Raw genomic sequence first — 24,298 nt, forward strand, 5'->3', positions numbered from 1 at the left:
CTCAGCGGCCGGCGCCGCTGCCCGCGTCCGCTTCCACGGGTGAGGCGCGCCAGCCGCACAGCGCGAGCAACGGCCCGGTCATCAGGGTGGTGGCGATCGCCAGCACCAGCAGCAGCGTGAACATCTCCGGCCCGATCAGGCCGGCGTCCAGCCCGACCTTCATCACGATCAGCTCCATCAGGCCGCGCGCGTTCATCAGCGAGCCGACCGCCAGGCTGTCGCGGGTCGACAGGCCCGACCACTTGGCGCCGAGGCCGCCACCGGCCACCTTGCCCAGGACCGCCACCAGCAGGACCAGCAGCAGTGCACCGAATCCGGCGGCGGTGAACGCGCCGGTGCTGGTGCCGAGCCCGGCCAGGGCGAAGAACACCGGCATCAGCAGCACCAGGGCCAGGTGTTCTATGCGTTCGACCAGGCTGTGCAGCAGGCGGTCGTCGCGCGGCAGGCAGGTGCCGAACAGGAACGCGCCGAACACCGCGTGCAGGTGCAGCCATTCGGTCGCCGCGGCGCAGGCGAACAGGCCGACCAGCAACGCGGCCAGCACCGTGCCCGAAGGCCGGCCGTCATGCGCGTGGCGATGCAGCAGCCAGGCGTACAGCGGCCGCAGTCCGCCGTAGACGACCGCCAACAGCAGCGCCAGGCCCGCCAGCGTGCGCAGCAGCGTCGTCCAGTCGCCGCCACCGGTCAGCGCGACCAGCAGCGCCAGCACGATCCAGGCGGCGACGTCGAGCAGGGCCGCGGCCGACAACGCGAGCCTGCCGACCCGCGTGTGCTGCAGCCGCCGGTCCTTGAGGATCCGCGCCAGCACCGGGAAGGCGGTCACCGCCAGGGCCACGCCGAGGAACAGCGCGAACGGCCAGAACCCGATCCCGGCCGGCGCCAGGGTGCCGTGCAGCAGGGGCGCCACCGCCAGGGCGAGGGCGAACGGCAGCAGCGCCGAGAGCCCGGCCACGCGCGTGGCCGCGACCACCTGCGCGCGCGCGCCGTCCGGAGCGCGCAACTCGGCGCCGATCACGAACATGAAAAGCACCAGGCCCAGGGTCGCCAGGGCCGACAGTCCTGGCAGCGAGGCGGCGGGGAACAGCGCCGCATGCAGGTCGGGCAGGGCGGCGCCGAACACCACCGGCCCCAACAACAGGCCCGCCGCCATCTCGCCGATCACCGGCGGCTGGCCCAGGCGCGCCAGCAACAGGCCGCACAGGCGTGCGACGACCAGGATCACGGCGATCTGCAACAGCAACAACCCGGTCATCGAAGCTCCGCCCTCCCAGGCAACCGCAGACTTATACCAAGGGCGGCGGAGCGGGCGACAGCGCGCCGCCGCCGCTTGCGCCGCGCCGCCGCTCAGCCGCCCGGATCGACCCGCGGCGGCTGCAGGCGCACGCGCCGGTACTCGTTCCACACGTCGCCATGCCGGAGCACCTGGCGGACCACGTGCGAGGTGATCCGGTACAGGTCGCGCAGCGGGCGGAAGTGGCTGTGCCGCAGCGGGCCGCCGTCGCCGCCGCGATAGCGCGTCTCCACCGGCACCGACACGCAGTGCACGCCGAGACGGCGCGCGGCCGAGATCAGCAGTTGCGCCTCGAACACGAAATCCTCGCCCGGCACGTCCTCCAGTGCGATCACGCAGGCCGGGTAGTAGCGTTGCCCGCTCTGGGTATCGGCGATCCGGTGGCCGGCCGCCCAGGCCACGCCCCAGTCGCCGAAGGCGTTGGCCATGCGCCGGTGCGGCGGCGCCGCTTCGCGGTGGCGCAGGCGCGCGCCGATGATGATGCAGCGCGGGTGCCGGGCGGCGGCGTCGAGCAGGCGCGGCAGGTCGGCCGGGTCGTGCTGGCCGTCGCCGTCGATGGTCAGCACCCCGCGCGCGCCGCGAGCAAGCGCCTCGGCGAAGCCGGTGCGCAGCGCCGCGCCCTTGCCGAGCCGCCGCGGATGCCGCAGCACGGTCACCGGCAGCCCGTGCAGGCGGTCGCCGGTGCCATCGTCGGAGCCGTCGTCGACCACAATCACCCAGGGACAATGCCGCAGCGCCTGCTCGACCACCTCGCGGATCCGTAGCGCTTCGTTGAGCGCGGGGACCACCACCGCGACCTCGCCCGTGCGGGCGACCGCCTCAGCCATGGTCCAGCTCCACCCGCAGTACGCGGCCCGGGCCGGCGGGCAGCAGCGCGACGCCGTCGCCGCGCGCGATCGCGGCGAACAGGACCAGCAGCGGCGCCATCGCGTTGCCGGCGGCCACCGGCGCGGCGACCGCGGGGGCCTCGCCGTCGACCAGCACCAGCCTCAGGCGCGGCCGTCCGGCCGTAGCCGGGCCGAGCACGAGCGCGCCGCCGAGCAGGCCCTCGGTCGGCGCGACCTGGCGCAGCAGCCCCGGTGCCTGGCCGTCGTAGCCGACCAGCAGCACCGCCCCGGCGCCGGTGGCCAGCTGTGCCAGCGCCTCCAGCAGGCCCATCGCGAAGTCCGCGCTGATCGCGGTGGCCGGCTCCATCGCCCCGGCGGCGATCGTCCAGTAGCCGGCGGCGGCGTTGTGCACGGAGTTGTGGAAGCGGGTCGGCGACAGTTCCAGCGGCGCGGTGGCCAGGGTCTGGCACAGGTGTTCGGTGATCGCCAGGTCGCCGTAGGTGGAAACGAAAACCGACGGCAGCGTCGAAGGATCGCGCCCGGCGTCGAGGCAGGCGGCCTGCGCCGCCTCCAGCGCCACCAGCACCGTGTCCGGCGCGCGCCGGCGCTCGTTGGGCGGCAGCAGCGCCGGGGCCGGGCGGGTGCCTTCCTCGACGGCCGCGCCGGCGAGCAGGCCGCGGAAGGCCGCCCACGAGGGTGCCTGCGCGGTCCACAGGCCGAGGCCTTCGATGCCGGCGGTGAGCGGGATGGCGGTCATGCGCGCGAAAACACCAGCGAACAGTTGTTGCCGCCGAAGCCGAATGCGTTGTTCATCGCGTGCTCGATCCTGCGTTCCTCGTTGGCGAAGCGGATCTGCGGTCCGCAGGCCGGGTCCGGGTCGCTGCTGTTGAGCGTGCCCGGCAGCCGTCCGTCCTCCAGCGCGAGCAGCGCCAGCACCGATTCGACGATGCCGGCCGCGCCCAGCGTGTGCCCGGTCCAGCCCTTGGTGGAACTGGCGTGCAGGGTCGGCGGGAACATGGCGGCCACGGCCCGCGCCTCGACGCTGTCGTTGGCCGGCGTGGCGGTGCCGTGCAGGCTGAGGTAGCCGATCGCGTCCGCAGCGAGGCCGGCGCGGGCCAGCGCGCCGGCCATCGCCCGCTGCGCGCCCAGGCCCTGCGGGTGCGGCGCGGACATGTGGTGGGCGTCGCTGGATTCGCCGTAGCCGGCCAGCCAGCCGCGCGCGTCGCGCGGTTCGCGCTCGAGCAGGGCGAAGCCGCCGCCTTCGCCCAGCGACAGGCCGCGCCGGTTTGCGTCGAACGGACGGCACGGCTCGGGCGAGACCAGCTGCAGCGCGTTGAAACCGTACAGGACGCTGCCGCACAGCGTGTCCACGCCGCCGACGATGGCCGCATCCGCCAACCCGGCCTGCAGCATCCGCGAAGCCAGCGCGAACACCTTGGCGCTGGACGAGCAGGCGGTGGCCACGGTCAGGCACGGGCCGCGCGCGCCGATCACCTCGGCGACGAAGTCGCCCAGCGCGTGCGGGGTGTGCACGAGCACCCGCGCCAGGGCGTCGGGGATGCGCCCGTCGCGCTGCTGCGCATAGGCCGCTTCGGTTTCGCCGATGCTCGAAGTCGAGGTGCCGACCAGCACCGCGACGCGGGTGGCGCCATGGCGCGCGACCGCGCCGCGCACCTCGTCCAGGAAGCCGTCCTGGTGCAATGCGTGCCAGGCCAGGCGGTGGTTGCGCGACTCCCATTCGGCCAGTTCCGATGGCAGGGGCGCCTGCTCGAGCCCTTCGACCCGGCCGATCCAGCAGTCCAGCCGCGGCACGTCGCCGAAGTCGTTGCGGCGCAGCCCGCTGCGACGGTCGTGGATCGCCTGGCGATGCGCATGCAGGCCGGCGCCCAGCGCGGTGGTCGCGGTGTGCGCATTGATGGCGAGCGGGATGCTCCGCGGCGGAGGAGGGATCGACTGCAACGGAGCGGCTGGCCGGCTGGCGTGTAGGTGGCTGGCGAGTATAGCCACAGGCCTGCGTCGCCCCCGTGTTGGGGAACATGAACCGCCGCGCGCCGGCGGCAGCGGACGCGCTCGCTTCCGCGCATGGCGCATTTCCGACACAATCCCCGGGATTCCCCACTCCTGAAGCAGGGCGCGGCGCGCGCGCATGCAAGCCTACGTCTACAAGAGCCGACGCAAAGCCGACACCTTCGTGTTCCTCGCCGCCCGCGACGACTTCGCGAGGCTGCCGGAGGTCCTGCGTGCGCAGCTGGGCGAGCTGGCGTTCGTGCTGGAAGTGGCGCTGACCCCGGACCGCCGCCTGGCCCAGTCGGACCCGCAGCTCGTGCGGGCGAACCTGGCCACGCGCGGCTTCCACGTGCAGTTCCCGCCGACCTCGGTGGTCGCCGCGAACCTGCGGGGGGAATGCGACCTTGACTAGCTCCGACCGCCAGCGCCGGATCGCGCTGGGCGCGGGCGTGGCCGGCGTCGTGCTCGCCCTGCTGGCCGGTATCCAGGGGCCGGCGAGCCTGCTACCGGGCCTGCTTGCCCAGCTGGCGCTGGCGCTGGCGGTGTCGTGGTGGGAGGGCACGCGGCCGTTGCCGCGGGACCTGCGTGCGCTGCGGCCGGCGCTGTCCGGCCTGCTGCTGCTGTGGGGGCTGGGTTTGCTGCTGGCGTTCGCCCTGCTGGCCTGGCCGCTGCAGGCGCTGCGGCAGGGCGGCGGGATCGGCGCGGCGCTGGGCGCCAGTGGCATGGCCGCGGCGGTGCTGCTCGCGCTGTGGCGGACCTGGCCGGTGTGGCAGGCGCTGGAACGCGAAGACGGCCTGCTGGCCGCCGCATGGCGCCGCTTGCCGCAGCAGGACAGCGGCAGCTGGTCGGGGCTGGGCGTGGCCGCCGCCGTGGCCGCGATCCTGGCCGGGCTGCTGCTGCTGGGCTGGCCCGGCCTGGTCCCTTCGCCGGCACGCTGGGGCCTGGCGGCGGCGCTTGCGCTGGCGCAACCGTTATTGCACCTGTGGGTGCAGCGGGCGCCGCGACCGCAGGCGGTCGCCGGTCCGCTGGAATTCCTCGCCGCCGCCGCCTCGCCCGGATCGGCGGAATCCCCGGCCGAACCGGTGCCCGACGCCGGCGACCTGGCCGGCGCGCTGTACGCGGCCGCGCGCGGCGGCCGCGTCGACCGTGCCCTGCAGTTGCTGGATGCCGGCGCCGACGCGCATGCGCCGCCACCGCCGGGCGACCGCGACCAGCGTTGCCTGGCCGCCCTGGCCGCGGTGCTGCCGGACCTGCGCCTGCTGCGCGCGCTGATCGCGCGCGGCGTCGACCTCAATGGCGGGGGCGGCACGTCCCCGCTGCTGGCGGCGACCCGCGACAGCTGGCACGGCCGGCCGGAAGCGGTGATGACCCTGCTGGCCAACGGCGCCGACCCGCGCGCCACCGATGCCGATGGCAACACCCCCCTGCACCACGCCGCGCGCAGCACCGACCCGGGCGTGGCCGCGCTGCTGCGCGACGCCGCCGCCGACATCGATGCGCTGAACCACGACGGGTTCTCGCCGCTGGGCGTGGCCTGCGCGAGCGGCAACTGGCGGTTGGCCAAGTTCCTGCTCGAACGCGGCGCGCGCCCCGAGCCGGCGGACGGCCAGCCGGCGCTGCTGGCCGCCGCGGCCAGCGAGGAGGACGATCCGGCCGGCGTGCAACTGCTGCTGAAGTTCAAGGCGCGGGTGGGCACCCCCGGCCGCGGCGCGCGTACCGCCCTGCACGAGGCGGCGCTGGCCGGCCATGCCGACATCGTCGCCGCTTTGCTGGCCGCGGGCGCCGACCCGCAGGCGCGCGACGCCGGCGGCCGCACCCCCTGGTTGGAGGCCGCCCGCGCCCTGCGCGGTGGCGTGATCGAGCACCTGGCCGCGCAGCGCATCGACGTCGGTGCCATCGACGGCGAAGGCCGCAACGCGCTGGTGCTCGCGGCCGGCGCCGAACAGGCCTCGCTGGCGCTGGTGCGTCGCCTGCTCGAGCTGGGCGTGGATCCGGCGCAGGCCGACACCACTGGCCGCCGCGCGGTCGACGTCGCTGCCGAGGCCGGGCGCTGGTCGATCGTCGCCGCGCTCGATCCGGCATACCCGCTGCCGGCGGCGGTGGCCGACGCGGCCGCCGACCAGCCGGTCGAGGAGCGCCCGCCGCTGGCGCTGCTGCGCGATGGCCTGCAGGCCGGACGGCTGGAAGGCCTGGCTTCGCTGGCGCGGCTGTGCGCGCCGTCCGAACTGGGCAGCTTGCTGCACGATCCCGCGTTGCGCGCGCATGCGCCGGCCGTGGCCTGGCTGCTGGCCCATGGCGCCGACCCTGAAACGACGGCCGCGGGCGAAACCGCGCTGACCGCCTTGCTCGACCATGGCGGCGACGCCGCCGCGGCGATCCACGTCCTGCTCGGCCAGGGCGCGTCGCCGGCCGGCGGCGGTGGCCTGGCCCGGTTCCTCGCCGCCTGCGTGCAGCGCGACCAGGCCGGGCGCGGCAACGAGCAGCTGGCACTGGACCTGTTCCTGCAGGGCGCCGATCCGTTCGCGCCGTCACCCGCCGGCGACCCGGCGCTGTCCCTGGCGGTACGCCTGGGCTGGCTGCGCCTGCTGGATGCGCTGCTGGACGCAGGTGTCGACCGCGAGACGCGGGACGGCCACGGCATGACCGCCCTGCACCTGGCCGCCGCGCTGGGTCGCGAGTCGGCGCTGCGCCGGCTGGTCGCGCAGGGCGCCTCGCCGGACGCGCGCGCCGCCGACGGCCAGACGCCGCTGGGCGTGGCCCTGGCCAGTGGCCGCCGCGACCTCGCCGACTGGCTGGACTGGCGGGTGTGGCCGCTGCCGCGCCGCCCGCTGCGCGCCGGCGACGTCGTCTCGGCGGCCATGGCCGGCGATGCCGACGCGGTACGCCGCCTGCTCGAACTGGGATTCCCGGTCGATGCGGTCGATGCGCAGGGCTGCACCGGCCTGCTGCGCGCGGCCGGCGGCGGCCATGCGGCCGCGGTCGACCTGCTGCTGGCGCGCGGTGCCGATCCGCAGCACGCCGCGCACAGCGGCGCGACCCCGCTGTCGGCCGCGGTGAGCATGCGCCAGACCGCGATCGTCAGTGCGCTGCTCGACGCCGGCGCCGACCTCGAGCACCGCCTGCCCGGTGGCGTCACCGTGCTGATGCTGGCCTGCGCGCTGGGCATGCCCGACATCGCCGCGCGCCTGCTGACCGCCGGCGCCGACATCGATGCCGGCGACAGCCAGGGACTGGCGCCGCTGCACTGCGCCGCGCTCTATGGCTTCACCGGCCGCGACCGCACCCGCCTGCTGGCCCTGTTCGACACCCTGCTGCTGGCCGGCGCCGAAGCCGACATGCCTGCCGCCGGTGGCGTGACCCCGCTGCTGCTGCTGCTCGGCGCGCGCGCCGAGCCGGGCAGCGCCTGCGACGAGCCGGTGGTCATGGCCGGCCTGGAGCGGCTGCTCGAGGAGGGCGTGTCGCTGGAAGTGCAGGATCCACGCGGCTTCGGCCCGCTGCACCTGGCTGCGCTGCATGGCCTGGGCGCGGTGGTCCAGCGCCTGCTGCGCGCCGGCGCCGACCCGGACCTGCGCGACACGCTCAACCGCAGCCCCCGCGAGATCGCGGTGATGCGCGGCTTCGTCGACGTCGCCGCCGAGTTCGCTCCCGCCCAGACCGGCGTGTCGATGGCCCGCTTCCTGCGCGAACCGCGCGGCTGAGCCCGGTCAGCCGGCGCCGCCCGGCGGTGGCGCCTCCGGCGCCGCCGGCGGCGGCACTGCGGCGCTGCGATCCTCGTCGGCGTCGAACAGCCGCAGCAGGTCGGTGCGCGCCTGGCGCGCGCTCTGGGTGACGGCCGCATCATCGTCGTAGACCAGGTACTGCTCGCGCAGCAGCGCCTCGTCGTGTTCGCGGAACCAGCCCACGTGCTCGGCGGCGATATCGGCCGGCATGCCCAGCTCGCGCAGCACCCGCTCGCCCACTTCCAGGCTGCTGCCGAGCAGTTCGCGGTACGGCTCCACGCCCAGGTCCATCAGCCGCCAGGCATGCTGCCGGTTGCGCGCGCGCGCCAGGATCTTCGCCTGCGGATAGAGGCGGCGGATCAGGCGTACCGCGCGCAGGTTGCTGTCCGGATCGTCGGTGCAGACCACGAACACGCGCACGTGCTCGGCGCCGGCCGCGCGCAGCAGGTCGGAGCGCGTGGGGTCGCCATAGAAGATCCGGCCCCCGCTGCGGCGCACGTCCTCGACCTGCTCCGGGCTGCTTTCCAGGGCCACGTAGGGAATGCGCTGGGCGGCCAGCAGCCGCACCACGATCTGGCCGAAGCGGCCGACCCCGGCCACCAGCACCTGCGGCTGCAGCTGCGCGCCTTGCGGGATGTCGTGCGCGTGCGCGTGCGCGGGTGCTGGTGCATGTTGCGCTTCGTGGCGGCGCACGCGCGCGTCCAGGGCCAACAACAGCAGCGGCATCAGCGCCATCGACAGGCCGACGATCGCCACCAGCCGGTCGTGGTTGTCGGTCGAAACCAGGTCCACCCGCAACGCCTCGTGGAAAACGACGAAGGCGAACTCGCCGCCAAGCCAAAGCGTGCCGCCGAGCATCAGCGCGTGCGACGGCACCAGCCTGGCGATCCGGCCGATCCCGTAGAGCACGCCGAACTTCACCAGCAGCAGCAGGGCCACGCCGCCGGCGACCAGTACCGGTTCGCCAGCGATGCGGTCCAGGTCGATGCCCATGCCCACGGCGATGAAGAACAGGCCCAGCAACAGCCCCTTGAACGGAGCGATCTGCGATTCGACCTCATGCCGGTATTCCGAATCGGCCAGCAGCACGCCGGCGATGAACGCGCCCAGCCCCGGGCTCAAGCCGGCCTGCTGCATGATCCAGGCGCTGCCCAGCACCGCCAGCAGCGAGGTGGCGGTGAACACTTCCGGCGCCTGCGTGCGCGCGACCACGCGCAGCGCCCGGTGCATCAGCAGGCGGCCACCGAAGTACACCAGTGCCAGCGCGCCCAGCGCCTGGCCGACCGCGGTCCATGTCAGGGTCTGGTTCTTCACCCCGCCCAGCAGCGGTACCACCGCCAGCAGCGGGATCGCGATCAGGTCCTGGAACAGCAGGACGGCGAAGGCGAGCTTGCCGTAGTCGCTGCCCAGCTGCTTGCGCTCGGACAGCAACTGCAGGCCCACCGCGGTGGAGGACAGGGCCAGGCCGAGCCCGGCGACCAGCGCGCCCTTCCAGTGGATGCCGTAGAGCAGCAGCGCGCCGGCCAGCAGCAATGCCGAGACGAACACCTGCGCGCCGCCGGCGCCGAACACCGGCCGGCGCATCAGCGCCAGCCGCGCAGGCGACAGTTCGAGGCCGATCACGAACAGCAGCATGACCACGCCGATCTCGGCCGCGCCCAGGATCCGGTCCGGATCGTTGACCACGCCGATCCCGTCCGGCCCCAGCAGCACGCCGGTGGCCAGGTAGGCCAGCACCGCGACCATCCCGAAGCGGCGGAACAGCGGCACCGCCACGATCGCCGCCAGCAGCAGGACCAGGGTGAGTTCGAAGTTGAGGCTGGTGGGCATGGCCGGTCCCGTTTCCGTACGGGGCCGATTATGGGCCGGCGCGCGCAGCGCGCCGAGCGTCTGCTCCGCGCGCCGGGGCCAGGCCGTTGCCGGACGGTGTCGGCGGCGTCGGCCAAGTGGCGGCCGCCCAGGGTGGTTGCAGCAAGGGTGATGCGCCGTCAGCCGGCGCCCAGCTGCAGCAGGTGCCGGCCGAACTTGCCGCCGGGCGTGGCGGTGACCACGGCGACGGCATAGGCGAAGACCAGCGCGCTGGCGGCGAGCGCGGCCAGCGTCGGCCAGCGCAGCGGGCGCGGCAGGGCAATGCGCCTGTGCATGTTGCGGATGAAGAATTCGGCAACCAGGAGGTTGGGGACGAAGAACAGGTAGAGGATCGCGTAGTCGAACGGCCCGAACGTGTGGCCCTTGCCGACCCCCAAGCCGCCGGTGAGGTCGTTCCAGGCGCGGATCTCCAGGTCGAACACCCACGACCCGAGCACCATCGCGAACAGGCGGATCGCCCAGGCCCGGTGCAGGTCGTAGCGGCGTGCCCGCGCGTGCAGGTACGCCATGACCGCGCTGAGCATCAGTACCGCGCCCCAGATCGCGAAGGCGACCGATGCCGCCGGCGCGTAGGCGCCGTGGGTCGCGATGAACGCCATGCCGCCGGCGCCAGCGAGGAACCCCGCCGACACGTAGACCCGTCCGGTCCAGCGGTGGACGAGGCGATGGCCGGTGCGGATCCGCGTCGAGAACAGGATCGGCCAGGCCAGCACCAGGATCGCGCCCATGGCGAAGTGCAGGCCGATGCCAAGGTTGGCGACCCTGTCCGACGCCGAGCGCATCGGCTGGCCTGCCACCAGCGGGCCCCATTGTTCGAAGTTCTGCGGCGTCGCTCCGCTGGCGCGCAGCACGATGTACAGGCCGAACGCCGCCAGGCCTGCCAGCGTCGCGGCCTGGAACACGCGAGCGAGCCAGCGCAGCGGCGGATCCGCATCCGGCGGTGCCGTTCGGGCCGGTCCGGCGGACGGGCGGCGGCGCACGGCCGCCGCTTGCTGCACGCGTGTGGTCGCGGAGCGCATGCGCTCAAAGGCGGGCAATGTCGGGGGCTTTTGCGCCGAACCAGGCGTTCCCGTATGCCTGCCGTGCGGCGCCTTCCGCCTGGCGGTCGCCCTTGCGCCGGTAGACCTCGGCCAGCCCCGCCAGCGCCCAGCCGTTGCCACGCGAGCGCAGCAGCGATTCGCGCAGCACCCTTTCGGCGTCGTCCAGCCTGCCTTGCCGCAGGTAGACCGAGCCGAGCGACTGGCGGATCGGGTAGTACCAGTAAGGCGGCTCCATGTAGGCGAGCGCGTCTTCCAGCGCGACGGCCTGCTCATAGGCGTCGGCCGCGGCCCCGAGGTTCCCGCGGGCGTCGGCAAGGCGGGCGGTGGCGGCCAGCCGCGCGATCTGCACGATCTCCTTTCCGGGTACGTACCAGTCGAGGTACGGCTGGAAGTCGGCGCTGCGTTCGATGCCTTCGATGGCGGCGATCTCGCGCTGCGCGGCATCGAAGTCCTTCCCGGCGGCGTGGGCCAGTGCCCGGGCGTAATGCGCCAGCGCCGATACCAGCACCTGCTTCTCCGGCGGTGCCTCGAGCGCTAGGACCTGGGCCGGCTCGCTGAAGGTGGCGTGCGCCAGGTGCGGCGCGGCCTTGATCGGCTCGAGCACGGGGAACTGGCCGACGACATCGTCTCCCAGCGTGGCGTCGAGCTTGTCCGCCGCCTCGATCGCGGTCGCGCCGTCGCCGCCCATCTGCGCCGACACCAGCACGAAGTGGATGTTGTGCGGATAGTAGGCCGCCTTGTAGAGCGGGTCGGAGGGCGAGGTCGCGAAGTAGGCTTCGTCGACGGCCATCGCGCGCTTGTTGGCCTCCAGCGATTCCTTGAACAGGCCCACGCGGTAGTAGATGTGCGCCGGCATGTGCACGATGTGCCCGGCACCCGGCATCAACGCCGCGAGTCGCCTGGCATGGGGCAGGCCGCGCTCCGGCGAAGCCGAAGCCTCGACGGCATGGATGTAGAGGTGGATCGCGCCAGGATGCTCCGGATTGCGCGCCAGGACCGTTTCGAGCGTCGCCAGCATCTCGCCCGCGCGGCCCTTGGGCCGGGTTCCCGCGGCCTCCCAGTAGTCCCACGGCTGCGTGTCCATGATCGACTCGGCGAAGAGCGTCTGGATGGTGTCCTCGTCCGGGTATTGCCGGGCCACCACACCCATCGCGTCGGCGAAGGCGGCATCCAGGGCGGCGCGGTCGGCGCCTGGATCGGCCGAGTAACGCTTCTGCAGCGCCGCGATCAGCGCGCGGTCCCGCGCCGGCGCGGCGGGCGCCAGCTCCACCGCCCTGGCCAGCGCGGCGAGCGCCGGCGCCACGGCTTCCGGCGGCATGGGCGCATTGATGTTCGGGCCCAGCACCAGGGCTTCGCCCCAGTGGGCCATCGCCAGCTTCGGATCCGCCTGCTGCGCGGCCTGGAACGCGCGCTGCGCCTCGGCGTGGTTGAACGCGAATGCCCAGCGCAGGCCCTGGTCGAAATAGGCCTGCGCCGTCGCGCTTGTCGTGCCCACCTCCAGGCCCAGCGTGCCCAGGTTGTCGTACAGCGGAACCGCGCCCTGCGCAGCCTTCATCGGCGGCGAGGGGAACGGCCGGGTCTCGGTGGCCTGCGCGAGCACCAGGGCATCGAGCAGGGCGGGGCGACCTGCGGCGGGCGCCGAGCACACGCCGCCGCCCGGGGCGAGCAACGGGTCATAGGCCACCGCCGGCTCGGGCGATCTCCCCATCACCCAGGCGGAGCCGCACAGGCCGGCCAACGCGATGGACAGGACGACGGGGCGGGGCGAAGGCTTCTTCATGGCGGATCCTCGAGCGGGTGGCCTGTCAAGGAACGCGGCCAGCGACGGAGCAGGGCCAGCGTGCCGCGGCCGGCGCCGCAAGTCCTTAGGGCAGTCGCAGGCCAGTCGCAGGCCAGCGTGTAAGGCCGCAGGGCGCCACGGGTCGATGCGATCGGAAGCCCCCCTATACTGGCTCCGATGGTCATGGCCCTCTCGGGGATCGCATGTCGCCGCCTGCTCCCGACCGCCTCGCCTTCGACGACCTGGTCATCGATTTCGCCGGTCGCCGGCTGTTGCGCGGTGGGCGCGAGCTGGCGCTGGAGCCGAAGGCGTTCGCCGTGCTCGCATTGCTGGCCGCATCGCCCGGCCGGGTCTTCACCCGCGACGAGATCCTCGATGCGATCTGGGGTCACCGGCACGTCACCCAGAGCGTGCTGAACCGGATCATGAGCCTGTTGCGACAGGCGCTGGGCGAGGACGCGCAGCACGCGCGCGTGCTGCACACGGTGTATGGCGTCGGCTACCGCTTCGACCTGCCGGCGCCCGCGGCGACGGCTGGAGCGGAGGCGCCCGACGTGGCCGCCGTGGACCCGCCACCGCCACGGCGACGAAGGGCCTGGCCGGTCGCCGCCGCGATCGCCGGGCTGCTGGCGGTGGCCGGCGTCGCATGGCTGCTGGTGGAGGATGCGCGGCCCGGTCCGCCGCCGGCGGCCGGCGCGGCAGCGGGGGCCGCTGCGCCGTCGCTGGCGGTGCTGCCATTCGCCGACCTGTCCCGGGCCCGCGACCAGGAGTACCTCGCCGACGGCCTGGCCGAGGACATCCTCAACCAGCTCGCCCAGTCGCAGTCGCTGCGCGTGGTGGGGCGCACGTCGAGCTTCTCGTTCAAGGGCCGGAACGAGGACCTGCGTTCGATCGGCCGCCAGCTCGGCGTCGACCACCTGCTGGAAGGCAGCGTGCGCCGCGACCGCGACCAGCTCCGGGTCACCGCCCAGCTGGTCCGTGCCGACGACGGCACCCACCTGTGGTCGAAGACCTACGCGCGCGAACTGCGCGACGTCTTCGCCGTGCAGGAAGAGATCGCGCGCGACGTGGCGCAGGCCTTGAGCGTGAAGTTGGACGTGGCCCGGTTCAACCGCGAACAGGGCGGCACCACCAGCGTCGATGCCTACGACCGGCTGTTGCGCTGGCGCAGCATCGTCATGCGTGGACAGCTGGATCTCGAGCACGACCGCGAGCGCCTGCAGCTGGCGCGCGAGATGGTGGTGCTGGACCCGCAATGCGTGCTCTGCCGCGACCTGCTCGCGCGCTCGCTGGACTCGGTGGCGCGGGAGCTGGGCGCGGCGGCGGGCGGGCCGCTGCGCGCCGAGGCGCGGCAGGTGCGCGCGGAGATCGCCCGGGTCGCGCCGGACAGCTGGATCGGCAGGCTGATCCGCGCCGATGCGTTGTGGCGCGGGGGCGACCGGGCCGGGGCGATCGACCTGGCGCGACAGGTGGTGGATTCCGGGCCGCCGACCAAGGAGCGGGTCTGGGACTACGCCTTCATGATCTACGCGATGGGCCACCTCGAAGAGGCCACCGCCCTGGTGGAACGGGTGCGCGCGTTCGAGCCCATGGCGTTGTACCTCTCGCGCGACCTGCAGTACGACTACACCGCGGCGCGTCGCTTCGACGATGCCGAGGCCGAGTACCGGCGCGCCCGCGTGCTGGACGGCAGCCAGCTGTCGCCGGACTACCTGGCGTTCTTCCGCCAGCTGGCGGGCAGGCGGGTCGCCGCGTCGGAGGAACTGCGCGAACTGCATGCCCGGCTGCTGCGGCAGGGCCGGGAATTCGACACCCCGTTCTTCCACGAGCTGGGCACGGTGCTGGACGACCGCGGGGCGATGCTCGCCCTGGTGCGCCGGGCGCTGGTGGACGATGCCTATGGCGGTGGTGCCGGCGCGGCCTACGTGTGGACCAACCTGGCCGATGCGCTGGGCGATGCCAACCTGGCCGTGGCCGCAATGCGCAGGGACCTGTCGGGCTGGGAGGGGTTCGACCGTGGCGCGATGGCCCCGCCGCCGTACGTCGCGCTCTGGAACGCGCCGTACTCGAAGGTGCGCGCGCACCCGGAGTTCAAGCGGTTGCTGGTGGAAACCGGGGTGGTCGACTACTGGCGCCAGACCGGAAAGTGGGGCGACGGCTGCGCGCCGGTGGGCGAAGACGATTTCCAGTGCCGGTGAGCGGCAGGCGGGCGGGTCGCGCCTGACTACGCCGCCGAGCGCCGGTCGCAGGAGCCAGCGCGGCGCATGCGGCGGGCCGGGAAAAGGCGAAGGCCGGCAGGACCGGCCTTCGCTGCACGCGACCGGGCGGAACCGGCCTTCAGTTGCTGGCCTTCTGCTCGACCTTCTCGCCGAGCTTCTGCACGTCCTTGCCCAGTCCTTCCATGGTGTTGCACGCGCAGAGCGTGGCGAGCGAGAACGTGGCGAGCAGCAACAGGGCAACGGAACGCTTCATGTGTCTCTCCTGGAGACGAGGTCGGTCAGGGTGCAAGGATCGCATGCCGGGCCGTCCGCCCGCGAGGTCGGGGAAGGCCGGCGGTGCGTGACGCGAGCCGCAAAATCCGGACGGCGGGGATGGCCGGCCGGTCGAACAACGAAAAGCCCCGCGATGCGGGGCTTTTCGTCACCGATGCGGCGCTGGAAATCAGCGCTTCATCGAGCTGAAGAACTCGTCGTTGGACTTGGTGTTCTTCATCTTGTCGAGCATGAACTCCATCGCGCCGATCTCGTCCATCGGGTGCAGCAGCTTGCGCAGGATCCAGATCTTCTGCAGCAGTTCCGGCTCGATCAGCAGGTCCTCGCGGCGGGTGCCCGAGCGGTTGATGTCGATGGCCGGGAACACGCGCTTCTCGGCGATGCGGCGCGACAGGTGCACTTCGGAGTTGCCGGTGCCCTTGAACTCCTCGTAGATCACCTCGTCCATCTTGCTGCCGGTGTCGATCAGGGCGGTAGCAATAATGGTCAGCGAGCCGCCTTCCTCGACGTTGCGCGCCGCGCCGAAGAACCGCTTCGGGCGGTGCAGGGCGTTGGCGTCCACGCCGCCGGTCAGGACCTTGCCCGAGGACGGCACCACGTTGTTGTAGGCGCGCGCCAGGCGGGTGATCGAGTCCAGCAGGATCACCACGTCCTTCTTGTGCTCGACCAGGCGCTTGGCCCGCTCGATCACCATCTCGGCGACCTGCACGTGGCGCGCGGCCGGTTCGTCGAAGGTCGAGGAGATGACTTCGCCGCGCACGGTGCGCTGCATTTCGGTCACTTCTTCCGGGCGCTCGTCGATCAGCAGCACGATCAGGTGCACGTCCGGGTGGTTGGTCGTGATCGCGGTGGCGACCTGCTGCATCATCATCGTCTTGCCCGCCTTGGGCTGGGAGACGATCAGCGCGCGCTGGCCCTTGCCCTGCGGCGCCATCAGGTCGAGGATGCGGCCGGTGATGTCCTCGGTCGAGCCGTCGCCGCGTTCCAGGCGGAAGCGCCGGCGCGGGAACAGCGGGGTGAGGTTCTCGAACAGGACCTTGTTCTTCGACGCTTCCAGCGGCTCGCCGTTGATCGTGTCGACCACGGCCAGGGCGAAGTAGCGCTCGCCGTCCTTCGGCCAGCGGATGCGGCCGGACAGGTGGTCCCCGGTGCGCAGGTTGAAGCGGCGGATCTGGCTGGGCGAGATGTAGGTGTCGTCCGGGCCGGCCAGGTAGCTGGCCTCGGCCGCGCGCAGGAAGCCGAAGCCGTCGGGCAGGATCTCCAGCACGCCGTCGGCGGCCACGCCCTCGCCGTGGCGGGTGAGGACCTTGAGCAGGGCGAAGATCACGTCCTGCTTGCGGGCGCGGGCCACGCCCTCGTGGATCTGCAGCTGCTCGGCGATCTCCAGCAGCTTGTGCGCCGGCATCCGCTTCAGGTCGCCCAGCGAGTACTGCGGGAAGCCCTCCGGCACGCTCGGGTGCGGGCGCGGCGGGTGCTGCATCTGGTTGCTGCCGTTGTCGTCCTGCATGCCGCCGTCGTCGCGGAAGCCGCGGTTGCGCTCGCGGTCGCGGCGGTTGCGGAAGCGTTCGCGGCGGTTGTTGCGGCCGCCGCCTTCGCGCTGGTCGCCCTGGCCACCATCGCCGCCCTGCGATTGACCGGGGCCACCGGCGTTGTCGGCCGAAGCGGATGCGGAAGGGGTGTCGCCGCCGGACGGCGGGGGCGGGGCCTGGGGGGTCGGCGGAGGCGGCGCCGCAGCAGCGGCCGGCGGCGGGCTGGCCGCCTCGCTGGCGGCATCGGCCGGCTTGGCTACGCGCTTGCGCGCACGCTTCTCGGCGGGTGCGTCGTCGCTCCCGGGCGCTTCAGGCAGGGTGTTCTCGGACAAGAGTGCGATTCCTCGCTGGTAGGTGCGAGCGCCCGGTACGGGCGTTTGGATCCTGGTGGGATGGGTGGTCCGGGTCGGCCCGGACGGGACGCGGCCGCGGATCTGCGGTCGGTCTAGGCGACACTAACACCGGGCCCCGGGGGGCGGCAAGGGCGCCGCCACGGCGGTTCAGGCACAGGCAGGACGGCCTCGCCGGCCGTCCCGCGGGGGCTTCAGAGGGTCTTGTCGATCATCTGGGTCAGCTGGCCCTTGCCGACCGCACCGACCTGGGTGGCCTGGATCTGGCCGTCCTTGAACAGCAGCAGCATCGGGATCGAGCGCACGTGGTACTTGATCGCGGTGGCGCGGTTCTGGTCGATGTTGACCTTGGCCACCTTCATGCGGCCGTCGTAGGTCTCGGCCAGCTCGTCGACGATCGGCGAGATCATCTTGCAGGGACCACACCATTCGGCCCAGAAGTCGACCAGGACCGGTTCCTGGGACTGCAGCACGGCGCTGTCGAAATCGGCATCGCCGATGTGCATCACCTTGTCGTTCACTTGTTGTCTCCGTGGATTGCCAGCACCGCCCGGCCGAGCCTGGCGTTGCCTTTGGGGTAAACTGGGGCGTTTCGCGGAGAAGTCAAGGGGCTACCGTCCCCCCGACGGCCGCGCGATCCGACGACGGCCCGCAGTGTGCGGCGCGCCGGAACCCTATGCAAGGCCGCCTGCCGCACCACGCTGCGCCGGGCCATATGAAGACTGGATGATGAGCGACAAACCGCTGACCGATGTGACTTTTTCCTCGTTCGACCTGCACCCGTCGCTGCTTGCGGGACTGGAAGAGGCGGGCTTCACCCGCTGCACGCCGATCCAGGCACTGACCCTGCCGGTCGCGTTGCCCGGGCGCGACGTCGCCGGCCAGGCGCAGACCGGTACCGGCAAGACCCTGGCGTTCCTGGTGGCGGTGATGAACCGGCTGCTGACCCGCCCGGCGCTGGCCGAGCGCAAGCCCGAAGACCCGCGCGCGCTGATCCTGGCGCCCACCCGCGAACTGGCGATCCAGATCCACAAGGACGCGGTCAAGTTCGGCAGCCAGCTCGGCCTGCGCTTCGCCCTGGTGTACGGCGGCGTCGACTACGACAAGCAGCGCGAGCTGCTGCAGAAGGGCGTGGACGTGATCATCGCCACCCCGGGCCGGCTGATCGACTACGTCAAGCAGCACAAGGTGGTGTCGCTGCACGCCTGCGAGATCTGCGTGCTGGACGAAGCCGACCGCATGTTCGACCTGGGCTTCATCAAGGACATCCGCTTCCTGCTGCGGCGCATGCCGGTGCGCACCGAGCGCCAGACCCTGCTGTTCTCGGCCACCCTGAGCCACCGCGTGCTCGAGCTGGCCTACGAGCACATGAACGAGCCGGAGAAGCTGGTCGTCGAGACCGAGTCGATCACCGCCGCGCGCGTGCGCCAGAAGCTGTACTACCCCTCCGACGAGGAGAAGCTGCCGCTGCTGATCGGGCTGCTGTCGCGCAGCGAGGGCGCGCGGACCATGGTCTTCGTCAACACCAAGGCGTTCGTCGAGCGCGTCGCCCGCGCGCTGGAGCGGGCCGGCTACCGCGTCGGCGTGCTCTCCGGCGACGTGCCGCAGAAGAAGCGCGAGAGCCTGCTCAACCGCTTCCAGAAGGGCCAGCTCGAAATCCTGGTAGCCACCGACGTGGCCGCGCGCGGCCTGCACATCGACGGCGTCTCGCACGTCTACAACTACGACCTGCCGTTCGACGCGGAAGACTACGTGCACCGCATCGGCCGCACCGCGCGCCTGGGCGCCGAGGGCGACGCGATCAGCTTCGCCTGCGAGCGCTACGCCATGGGCCTGCCTGACATCGAGGCCTACATCGAGCAGAAGATCCCGTCCGAGCCGGTCACCGCCGAGCTGCTGACCCCGCTGCCGCGCCCGGAACGCCCGAAGCCGGAGGCCGGCGAGGGCGAAGGCGAGGACGAGGAGAGCATCGGCCAGATCTTCCGCGAGGCGCGCGAGCAGCGCGCCGCCGACGAGGAGCGGCGTGGTGGCGGTCGTTCGCGTGGCGGCAGGCCCGGCGGCGAGCGCCGCGAGGGCGAGCGCCGTCCGCGCAGCAAGCCGAAGGCGGCCGCCGGCGGGGCGGTCGCGGTCGCCGCGGTGGCTGCCACCGCGGCCGGCGGGGAGCAGGCCGCACCGGGCCCAGCGCATCCGCCGCGGGCGCAGGCCGGCAACGGCCAGGGCGAAGCGCGCGCCGAAGGCGAACGCGGGCCGCGCAAGCGCCGCCGCCGCCGCCATGGCAAGCCGGTGGACGGCGCGGCTCCGGCCGCCGATCCGCAGACCACCGCACCGTCGCAGGTCCCGGCGCTGCGCCAGGCACCGGTCGAGTCCGGCAAGAAGGATTCGCTGCTCAGCCGCATCGGCCGCAAGCTGCGTTCGCTGGTCCCGGGCGGCTGATCCGCGGCTACTTGCAGGCAGCCCAGCCCGCACGGGCCGGGCCTGCCCGCGACGCGTCGCCGTCGGCACCGGCGACGCCCCCGCGGTACCGTCGTGGCGCCCACGAATGGCCCACGCAATGAAGCAAGCGGCGGCCTCACCGGCGCCGCTCGCCGCCCCTGTCGCGCGCGGCAGGGCGCTCCGACATAATCGCGGCATGAGCGTCCTGCGATTCGAGAACGTCAGCAAGCACTATCCCGGCGGCCACCAGGCGCTGGTGGACGTGAGTTTCGGCGTGGACGAAGGCGAGATGCTGTTCGTCACCGGCCACTCCGGCGCGGGCAAGAGCACGCTGCTGCGGCTGATCCACCTGTCCGAACGGCCGAGCAAGGGTGCGGTCGTGTTCGGCGAGCGCAACCTGCAGCGCGTGCGTGGCGGCAAGGTCGCGCTGCACCGCCGCGATGTCGGCGTGGTCTACCAGGACCACCGGCTGCTCACCGACCGCAGCGTCGGCGAGAACGTGGCGCTGCCCCTGATCCTGCGCGGCACCCGCCGCGCGGACATCGGCAAGCGGGTGCGCTCGGTGCTCGAGCGCATGGGCCTGGGCCACCGCGAGAAGGCATTGCCGACCCAACTGTCGGCGGGCGAACAGCAGCGGGTGGGGATCGCGCGGGCGATCATCGCCGAGCCGCGCCTGCTGGTGGCCGACGAGCCGACCGGCAACCTCGACCCGACCCTGTCGGCGGAGATCATGGAGCTGTTCGCCGGCCTGCCCGACCGCGGCACCAGCGTGCTGGTGGTCAGCCATGACCTGCCGCTGCTGCGACGCATGCGCCGGCGGGTGCTGGTGCTCGACCATGGGCGGCTGGTCGACGACATCTCGCCGCAGGACCTCGCCGAATGAGCGCCGATACCACCGCCGCCCGGCCCGCCGCGGCCCCCGCGGCGCCATCGCGCCTGCGGGTCTGGTTCGACCAGCACCTGCACGGCCTGGCCTTCAGCCTGGGCCGCGCGCTGCGCAAGCCGTGGGCCACGCTGCTCACCATCGCGGTGATGGGGCTCGCCCTGGCGCTGCCGCTGGGGCTGTCGATCGTGATGGACAACCTGCGGCACTTCGCCGGCAGCGTGCAGCAGTCGCGCGAGATCAACCTGTTCCTGAAGGCCGACGTGGACGCGGCCGCTGCGGAACGGACCGCCGGCACCCTGCGCGGGCGCGGCGACGTCGCCTCGGTGGAGCTGCGCACGCCGGAACAGGCGCTGGCCGGCTTCCGCGAGAGCAGCGGCCTGGGCGAGGCGCTGGATGCGCTGGGCGACAACCCGCTGCCGAGCCTGCTGATCGTGGTGCCGCGCGGGGACGACGACGCCGGCCTGGTCGCCGCGCTGGAGGCGCTGCCGCAGGCCGACCAGGTCCACCACGACGCGGTCTGGCGCAAGCGCCTGGACAGCTGGCTGCGTTTCGGCGAGCGCGTGGTCCAGGTGCTGTCGCTGCTGCTGGGGCTGGGCGCGGTGCTGGTGGTCGGCAACACGGTGCGGCTGGACATCCAGTCGCGGCGCGAGGAGATCGGCGTGCTGCAGTTGCTGGGCGCCAGCGACGGCTTCATCCGGCGCCCGTTCCTCTACCTGGGCGTCTGGTACGGGTTGGGCGCGGGTCTGCTCGCGCTGGGCCTGATCGCGGCGGCGGGCTGGGCCCTGCGCGAGCCGCTGGCGGCACTCAGTGCCAGCTATGGGAGCCAGTTCGCACTCAAGGGTCTGGATGCGCTGCACTCCGGGATGGTATTGCTGGGGACTGTCCTGCTCGGCTGGCTGGGGGCCCGGGTGGTCACCGGACATTTCCTGCGCCAGACCCGGCCCACGGAGACCTGATGGCCGCACAAGAGCTCAAGCATCTGATCAGCGACGCGCCGCGGGTGATGGTCGCCGATGGTTCCAAGCTGGTGCGCAAGCTGATCGCCGACGTGCTCGCGCGCGAGCTGCCGGGCGTGCAGGTCGTCGGCTGCGCCAGCATCGCCGAAGCGCGGACCGCGCTCGACGCCGGCGCGGTCGACCTGGTCACCACCGCGCTGTCGCTGCCCGACGGCGATGGCCTGGAGTTGGCGCGCAGCGTGCGTGAGGCCGCCGGCCAGGCCTACGTGCCGGTGATCGTGGTGTCCGGCGACGCCCAGCAGCACCTGGTCGAACGCCGCTTCACCGAGTTCGTCACGGACTACTTCGACAAGTCGCAGGGCCACGACGCGCTGGCGGAGTTCATCCGTGGCTACGTGCAGCCGCAACCCATCGTCGGCGCGACCGTGCTGTACGTGGAGGACAGCCGGGTGGTGGCCGAGGCCACCAAGCGCATGCTCGAGCGCCAGCAACTGAAGGTCATCCATGTGCTGACCGCCGAGGAGGCCTTCGCACTGCTGACGGCCGAGTCGCTGGGCCGCATCCCCGACCGGATCGACCTGGTGCTCACCGACGTGACCCTGAAGGGCGAGCTGAGCGGGCGCGACGTGGTCGAGCGCATCCGGATCGACTTCGCCTACGGCAAGCGCCGCCTGCCGGTGCTGGTGATGACCGGCGACGGCAACCGCCACAACCAGTCCGAACTGCTCAAGGCCGGCGCCAACGACCTGGTGCAGAAGCCCATCGAGGAACGCCTGCTGGTGACCAAGGTGCTGTTCCAGCTGCGCGTGGCGCGCCTGGACGGCGGCCGCGCCAACTGACCGTGGGCGGCGAAGACCGGATCCGGCTGGAACCGTCCTGGAAGGCGCGCATCGGCGACTGGCTGCTGCGCCCGGAGATGCAGGCACTGTCGGAGTTCCTGCGCCAGCGCAAGGCGGCCGGCGCGCGCATCTACCCGCCGGGGCCGCAGATCTTCGCCGCCTTCGACGCCACCCCGTTCGAGCAGGTCAAGGTCGTGGTGCTCGGCCAGGATCCGTACCACGGCCCCGGCCAGGCGCATGGCCTGTGCTTCTCGGTGTTGCCGGGCGTGCCGGTGCCACCGTCGCTGCTCAACATCTTCAAGGAGCTGGAAACCAGCCTGGGCTTGCCGCGCCCGGAGCACGGCTGCCTGCTGCCCTGGGCCCGGCGCGGCGTGCTGCTGCTCAACGCGGTACTGACCGTGGAAGAGGGGCGCGCCGGCGCCCACCAGGGCAAAGGCTGGGAGGGATTCACCGACCACGCCATCCAGGCCCTGGCCGAGGAACGCGAAGGCCTGGTGTTCCTGCTGTGGGGCAGTTATGCCCAGGCCAAGGGCAAGGTCATCGACCCGCGCCGCCACCGGGTACTGAAGGCGCCGCATCCCTCGCCGCTGTCGGCGCACCGGGGGTTCCTGGGTTGCGGGCATTTCGCCTCGGCCAACGAGTACCTGGCCCGGCGCGGGCAGGGACCAGTGGACTGGTCGCTGCCGCCACGGGCCGAGGTCGAGGCGCTGCTGCGCGCCACGTAGGCGCCGGGAGGCCGGACACCCGGCGCTGGAAAGCTTCCCACGACGCGACGCCGTCGCCCCCGCTCACCGATGCCTGAATGGCCGGACTCGATCTCGGCCGGCTCCTCGATCCGCGTGAACGACATAAATAGAACAACCAGTGGAATATCTACATGTTTATTCCATTGGTGAAGAGGTTCATTCTGCCGGCCAGTCGCAGGGCCCCCCGATCCGCATCCCGCGAATCCGCCCCGCGTTCCTGTCCGAGGTTTTCCATGAACCACCTGTATGCGCTCCTGGGCCGCATCGGCCTGTCCCTGATCTTCATCGCTTCCGGCTGGAGCAAGCTCGCCGGCTACCTCGCCACCCAGCAGTACATGGAGGCGATGGGCGTGCCCGGCGCGTTGCTGCCGCTGGTGATCGCCCTGGAAATCGGCGGTGGCCTGGCGGTGCTGGCTGGCGTGTTCACGCGCAGCGCGGCGCTGTCGCTGGCGGTGTTCTCGCTGGCTGCCGGCTTCCTGTTCCATGCCGACCTGGCGGACCAGAACCAGTTCATCCACCTGATGAAGAATGTCGCCTTGGGCGGCGGCTTCCTGATGCTGGCCGCCAACGGCGCCGGCGCCTTCAGCGTCGATGCCTGGCGCCGCGACCGCAAGCTCTCCCCCGTCCTCAGCACCGGAGGTGCCCTGTGATCACCCTGCGACCGGCCGGCGAACGCGGCCACGCCAACCACGGCTGGCTGGACTCCTGGCACAGCTTCTCCTTCGCCGAATACTTCGACCCGGACCATGTGCACTGGGGGCCGTTGCGGGTGATCAACGAGGACCGCGTGGCCGCCGGGCAGGGCTTCGGCACCCACGGCCACCGCGACATGGAGATCATCAGCTACGTGCTGGAGGGCGCGCTCGGGCACAAGGACTCGATGGGCAATGTCGAGACCATCACCCCGGGCGAGGTCCAGCGGATGAGCGCCGGCACCGGCGTGACCCACTCGGAGTTCAACTACGACAGCGCCGGTACCACCCACTTCCTGCAGATCTGGATCCTGCCCGAGCGCACCGGCATCGAGCCGGGCTACGAGCAGAAGCGGTTCGACGACAGCGAGAAGCGCGGTCGCCTGCGGCTGGTGGTCAGCCCCGACGGCGCCGACGGGTCGGTCAGCATCCACCAGGACGCGCGGATGTACGCCGGTCTGTTCGACGCGGGTGAGGAAGCCACCCAGGCGATCGCCCCGGGCCGGCTGGCCTACGTCCACCTGGTCCGCGGCACGGCCACGGTCAACGGCCGCGACCTGGGCGCCGGCGACGCCCTGCTGTATCGCGACGAGCCGGACGTCCGGATCGAGCGTGGGCAAGGCGCCGAGGTGCTGGTGTTCGACCTGCCCGAGCTGGCCCGCCACTGAGCCCTGGATCGGGGGCCATGGCCCAAAGGTCATGGCCCCCTTGAAAGGCGCCGCCGGGCCCTCACACCGATTGGCAGGGCCCGGTGCGCGATGCCTCGCCCGCCCTTGGCTGGCGTTCAGTCGCGTGCCAGCAAGTCATTGATCTTGCTGGATAGAATCCGCCGTGCTGTTGCA

At 72.5% G+C, this 24,298-nt stretch carries 20 protein-coding genes; 10 read left to right on the plus strand and 10 right to left on the minus strand.

Features of this window, described 5'->3' with window-relative positions:
• Position 1: 1 nt before the first annotated feature.
• The 4 genes from ABKA19_RS03115 to ABKA19_RS03130 all read right to left on the minus strand — a co-directional run bounded on the left by ABKA19_RS03115 (position 2) and on the right by ABKA19_RS03130 (position 4,077).
• Positions 2-1,252, minus strand: a complete 1,251-nt coding sequence (locus tag ABKA19_RS03115) for a cation:proton antiporter (RefSeq protein WP_353687606.1) — start codon at positions 1,250-1,252, stop codon at positions 2-4.
• 92 nt (positions 1,253-1,344) lie between these two features.
• On the minus strand, positions 1,345-2,118 hold the full coding sequence (locus ABKA19_RS03120; protein WP_353687607.1) for a glycosyltransferase family 2 protein: 774 nt from the start codon (positions 2,116-2,118) through the stop codon (positions 1,345-1,347).
• A complete protein-coding gene (locus tag ABKA19_RS03125; protein ID WP_353687608.1) occupies positions 2,111-2,875 on the minus strand; it encodes a beta-ketoacyl synthase chain length factor in 765 nt (254 codons plus the stop codon). The genes ABKA19_RS03120 and ABKA19_RS03125 overlap by 8 nt, the downstream gene beginning before the upstream one ends.
• Positions 2,872-4,077 carry a beta-ketoacyl-[acyl-carrier-protein] synthase family protein gene (locus tag ABKA19_RS03130; RefSeq protein WP_502945694.1) on the minus strand — a complete coding sequence of 402 codons (1,206 nt, stop codon included), beginning with the start codon at positions 4,075-4,077 and terminating at the stop codon, positions 2,872-2,874. The genes ABKA19_RS03125 and ABKA19_RS03130 overlap by 4 nt, the downstream gene beginning before the upstream one ends.
• 187 nt (positions 4,078-4,264) lie before the next feature.
• Here ABKA19_RS03130 and ABKA19_RS03135 point away from each other — a divergent pair, with 187 nt between their 5' ends.
• Both ABKA19_RS03135 and ABKA19_RS03140 read left to right on the plus strand, forming a co-directional pair.
• A complete protein-coding gene (locus tag ABKA19_RS03135) occupies positions 4,265-4,537 on the plus strand; it encodes a YcgL domain-containing protein (RefSeq protein WP_353687609.1) in 273 nt (90 codons plus the stop codon).
• A complete protein-coding gene (locus ABKA19_RS03140) occupies positions 4,530-7,823 on the plus strand; it encodes an ankyrin repeat domain-containing protein (RefSeq protein ID WP_353687610.1) in 3,294 nt (1,097 codons plus the stop codon). Before ABKA19_RS03135 ends, ABKA19_RS03140 begins: the two co-directional genes overlap by 8 nt.
• Before the next feature lie 6 nt (positions 7,824-7,829).
• Here ABKA19_RS03140 and ABKA19_RS03145 read toward each other — a convergent pair whose 3' ends face one another.
• The 3 genes from ABKA19_RS03145 to ABKA19_RS03155 all read right to left on the minus strand — a co-directional run bounded on the left by ABKA19_RS03145 (position 7,830) and on the right by ABKA19_RS03155 (position 12,533).
• Positions 7,830-9,674 (minus strand): monovalent cation:proton antiporter-2 (CPA2) family protein, encoded by a 1,845-nt coding sequence (locus ABKA19_RS03145; protein WP_353687611.1) that lies wholly within the window; start codon positions 9,672-9,674, stop codon positions 7,830-7,832.
• Positions 9,675-9,832: 158 nt separating this feature from the next.
• The gene (locus tag ABKA19_RS03150) at positions 9,833-10,615 is read right to left on the minus strand and encodes a DUF2306 domain-containing protein (RefSeq protein WP_353687612.1); all 783 of its coding nucleotides are present in this window, start codon (positions 10,613-10,615) and stop codon (positions 9,833-9,835) included.
• 121 nt (positions 10,616-10,736) lie between these two features.
• A complete protein-coding gene (locus tag ABKA19_RS03155; RefSeq protein ID WP_353687613.1) occupies positions 10,737-12,533 on the minus strand; it encodes a tetratricopeptide repeat protein in 1,797 nt (598 codons plus the stop codon).
• Positions 12,534-12,736: 203 nt separating this feature from the next.
• On the opposite strand from ABKA19_RS03155, the gene ABKA19_RS03160 reads away from it, so the two are divergent.
• Positions 12,737-14,731: a winged helix-turn-helix domain-containing protein gene (locus ABKA19_RS03160; protein ID WP_353687614.1), complete on the plus strand. Its 1,995-nt coding sequence runs from the start codon at positions 12,737-12,739 to the stop codon at positions 14,729-14,731.
• A 139-nt stretch (positions 14,732-14,870) separates the two neighbouring features.
• Here ABKA19_RS03160 and ABKA19_RS03165 read toward each other — a convergent pair whose 3' ends face one another.
• The 3 genes from ABKA19_RS03165 to trxA all read right to left on the minus strand — a co-directional run bounded on the left by ABKA19_RS03165 (position 14,871) and on the right by trxA (position 17,425).
• Complete coding sequence (locus tag ABKA19_RS03165) at positions 14,871-15,005, minus strand: entericidin A/B family lipoprotein (RefSeq protein ID WP_162378183.1); 135 nt, start codon at positions 15,003-15,005, stop codon at positions 14,871-14,873.
• Between the two features lie 189 nt (positions 15,006-15,194).
• Positions 15,195-16,886 carry a transcription termination factor Rho gene (gene rho / locus ABKA19_RS03170; protein WP_353687615.1) on the minus strand — a complete coding sequence of 564 codons (1,692 nt, stop codon included), beginning with the start codon at positions 16,884-16,886 and terminating at the stop codon, positions 15,195-15,197.
• A gap of 212 nt (positions 16,887-17,098) precedes the next feature.
• Positions 17,099-17,425: a thioredoxin TrxA gene (trxA, locus tag ABKA19_RS03175; RefSeq protein WP_162378181.1), complete on the minus strand. Its 327-nt coding sequence runs from the start codon at positions 17,423-17,425 to the stop codon at positions 17,099-17,101.
• Between the two features lie 208 nt (positions 17,426-17,633).
• Between trxA and rhlB the strand changes: the two genes are divergently transcribed.
• The 7 genes from rhlB (at position 17,634) to ABKA19_RS03210 (ending at position 24,124) form a co-directional block, all read left to right on the plus strand.
• Positions 17,634-19,337, plus strand: coding sequence for an ATP-dependent RNA helicase RhlB (gene rhlB, locus ABKA19_RS03180; RefSeq protein WP_353687616.1), 1,704 nt, complete (start codon positions 17,634-17,636; stop codon positions 19,335-19,337).
• Between the two features lie 196 nt (positions 19,338-19,533).
• Positions 19,534-20,220 (plus strand): cell division ATP-binding protein FtsE, encoded by a 687-nt coding sequence (gene ftsE, locus ABKA19_RS03185; protein ID WP_162378179.1) that lies wholly within the window; start codon positions 19,534-19,536, stop codon positions 20,218-20,220.
• Positions 20,217-21,179, plus strand: coding sequence for a permease-like cell division protein FtsX (gene ftsX, locus ABKA19_RS03190; RefSeq protein WP_353687617.1), 963 nt, complete (start codon positions 20,217-20,219; stop codon positions 21,177-21,179). The genes ftsE and ftsX overlap by 4 nt, the downstream gene beginning before the upstream one ends.
• Complete coding sequence (locus ABKA19_RS03195) at positions 21,179-22,018, plus strand: response regulator (RefSeq protein ID WP_353687618.1); 840 nt, start codon at positions 21,179-21,181, stop codon at positions 22,016-22,018. The genes ftsX and ABKA19_RS03195 overlap by 1 nt, the downstream gene beginning before the upstream one ends.
• A gap of 2 nt (positions 22,019-22,020) precedes the next feature.
• On the plus strand, positions 22,021-22,743 hold the full coding sequence (gene ung, locus ABKA19_RS03200; protein WP_353687619.1) for a uracil-DNA glycosylase: 723 nt from the start codon (positions 22,021-22,023) through the stop codon (positions 22,741-22,743).
• A 254-nt stretch (positions 22,744-22,997) separates the two neighbouring features.
• Complete coding sequence (locus ABKA19_RS03205; RefSeq protein ID WP_353687620.1) at positions 22,998-23,414, plus strand: DoxX family protein; 417 nt, start codon at positions 22,998-23,000, stop codon at positions 23,412-23,414.
• Positions 23,411-24,124, plus strand: a complete 714-nt coding sequence (locus ABKA19_RS03210; protein ID WP_353687621.1) for a pirin family protein — start codon at positions 23,411-23,413, stop codon at positions 24,122-24,124. Before ABKA19_RS03205 ends, ABKA19_RS03210 begins: the two co-directional genes overlap by 4 nt.
• The last annotated feature ends 174 nt before the right edge of the window (positions 24,125-24,298 follow it).

Origin of the sequence: Pseudoxanthomonas sp. Soil82, assembly GCF_040446535.1 — a bacterium.
Taxonomy (GTDB): domain Bacteria; phylum Pseudomonadota; class Gammaproteobacteria; order Xanthomonadales; family Xanthomonadaceae; genus Pseudoxanthomonas; species Pseudoxanthomonas kaohsiungensis.

Coding starts and splice junctions, on each gene's coding strand:
- ABKA19_RS03120 (WP_353687607.1), bottom strand. CDS start 2,118: ATGGCTGAGGCGGTCGCCCGCACGGGCGAGGTCGCGGTGGTGGTCCCC.
- ABKA19_RS03155 (WP_353687613.1), bottom strand. CDS start 12,533: ATGAAGAAGCCTTCGCCCCGCCCCGTCGTCCTGTCCATCGCGTTGGCC.
- ABKA19_RS03145 (WP_353687611.1), bottom strand. CDS start 9,674: ATGCCCACCAGCCTCAACTTCGAACTCACCCTGGTCCTGCTGCTGGCG.
- ftsE (WP_162378179.1), top strand. CDS start 19,534: ATGAGCGTCCTGCGATTCGAGAACGTCAGCAAGCACTATCCCGGCGGC.
- rhlB (WP_353687616.1), top strand. CDS start 17,634: ATGAGCGACAAACCGCTGACCGATGTGACTTTTTCCTCGTTCGACCTG.
- ftsX (WP_353687617.1), top strand. CDS start 20,217: ATGAGCGCCGATACCACCGCCGCCCGGCCCGCCGCGGCCCCCGCGGCG.
- ABKA19_RS03135 (WP_353687609.1), top strand. CDS start 4,265: ATGCAAGCCTACGTCTACAAGAGCCGACGCAAAGCCGACACCTTCGTG.
- ABKA19_RS03205 (WP_353687620.1), top strand. CDS start 22,998: ATGAACCACCTGTATGCGCTCCTGGGCCGCATCGGCCTGTCCCTGATC.
- ABKA19_RS03125 (WP_353687608.1), bottom strand. CDS start 2,875: ATGACCGCCATCCCGCTCACCGCCGGCATCGAAGGCCTCGGCCTGTGG.
- ABKA19_RS03195 (WP_353687618.1), top strand. CDS start 21,179: ATGGCCGCACAAGAGCTCAAGCATCTGATCAGCGACGCGCCGCGGGTG.
- ABKA19_RS03165 (WP_162378183.1), bottom strand. CDS start 15,005: ATGAAGCGTTCCGTTGCCCTGTTGCTGCTCGCCACGTTCTCGCTCGCC.
- ABKA19_RS03160 (WP_353687614.1), top strand. CDS start 12,737: ATGTCGCCGCCTGCTCCCGACCGCCTCGCCTTCGACGACCTGGTCATC.
- ABKA19_RS03115 (WP_353687606.1), bottom strand. CDS start 1,252: ATGACCGGGTTGTTGCTGTTGCAGATCGCCGTGATCCTGGTCGTCGCA.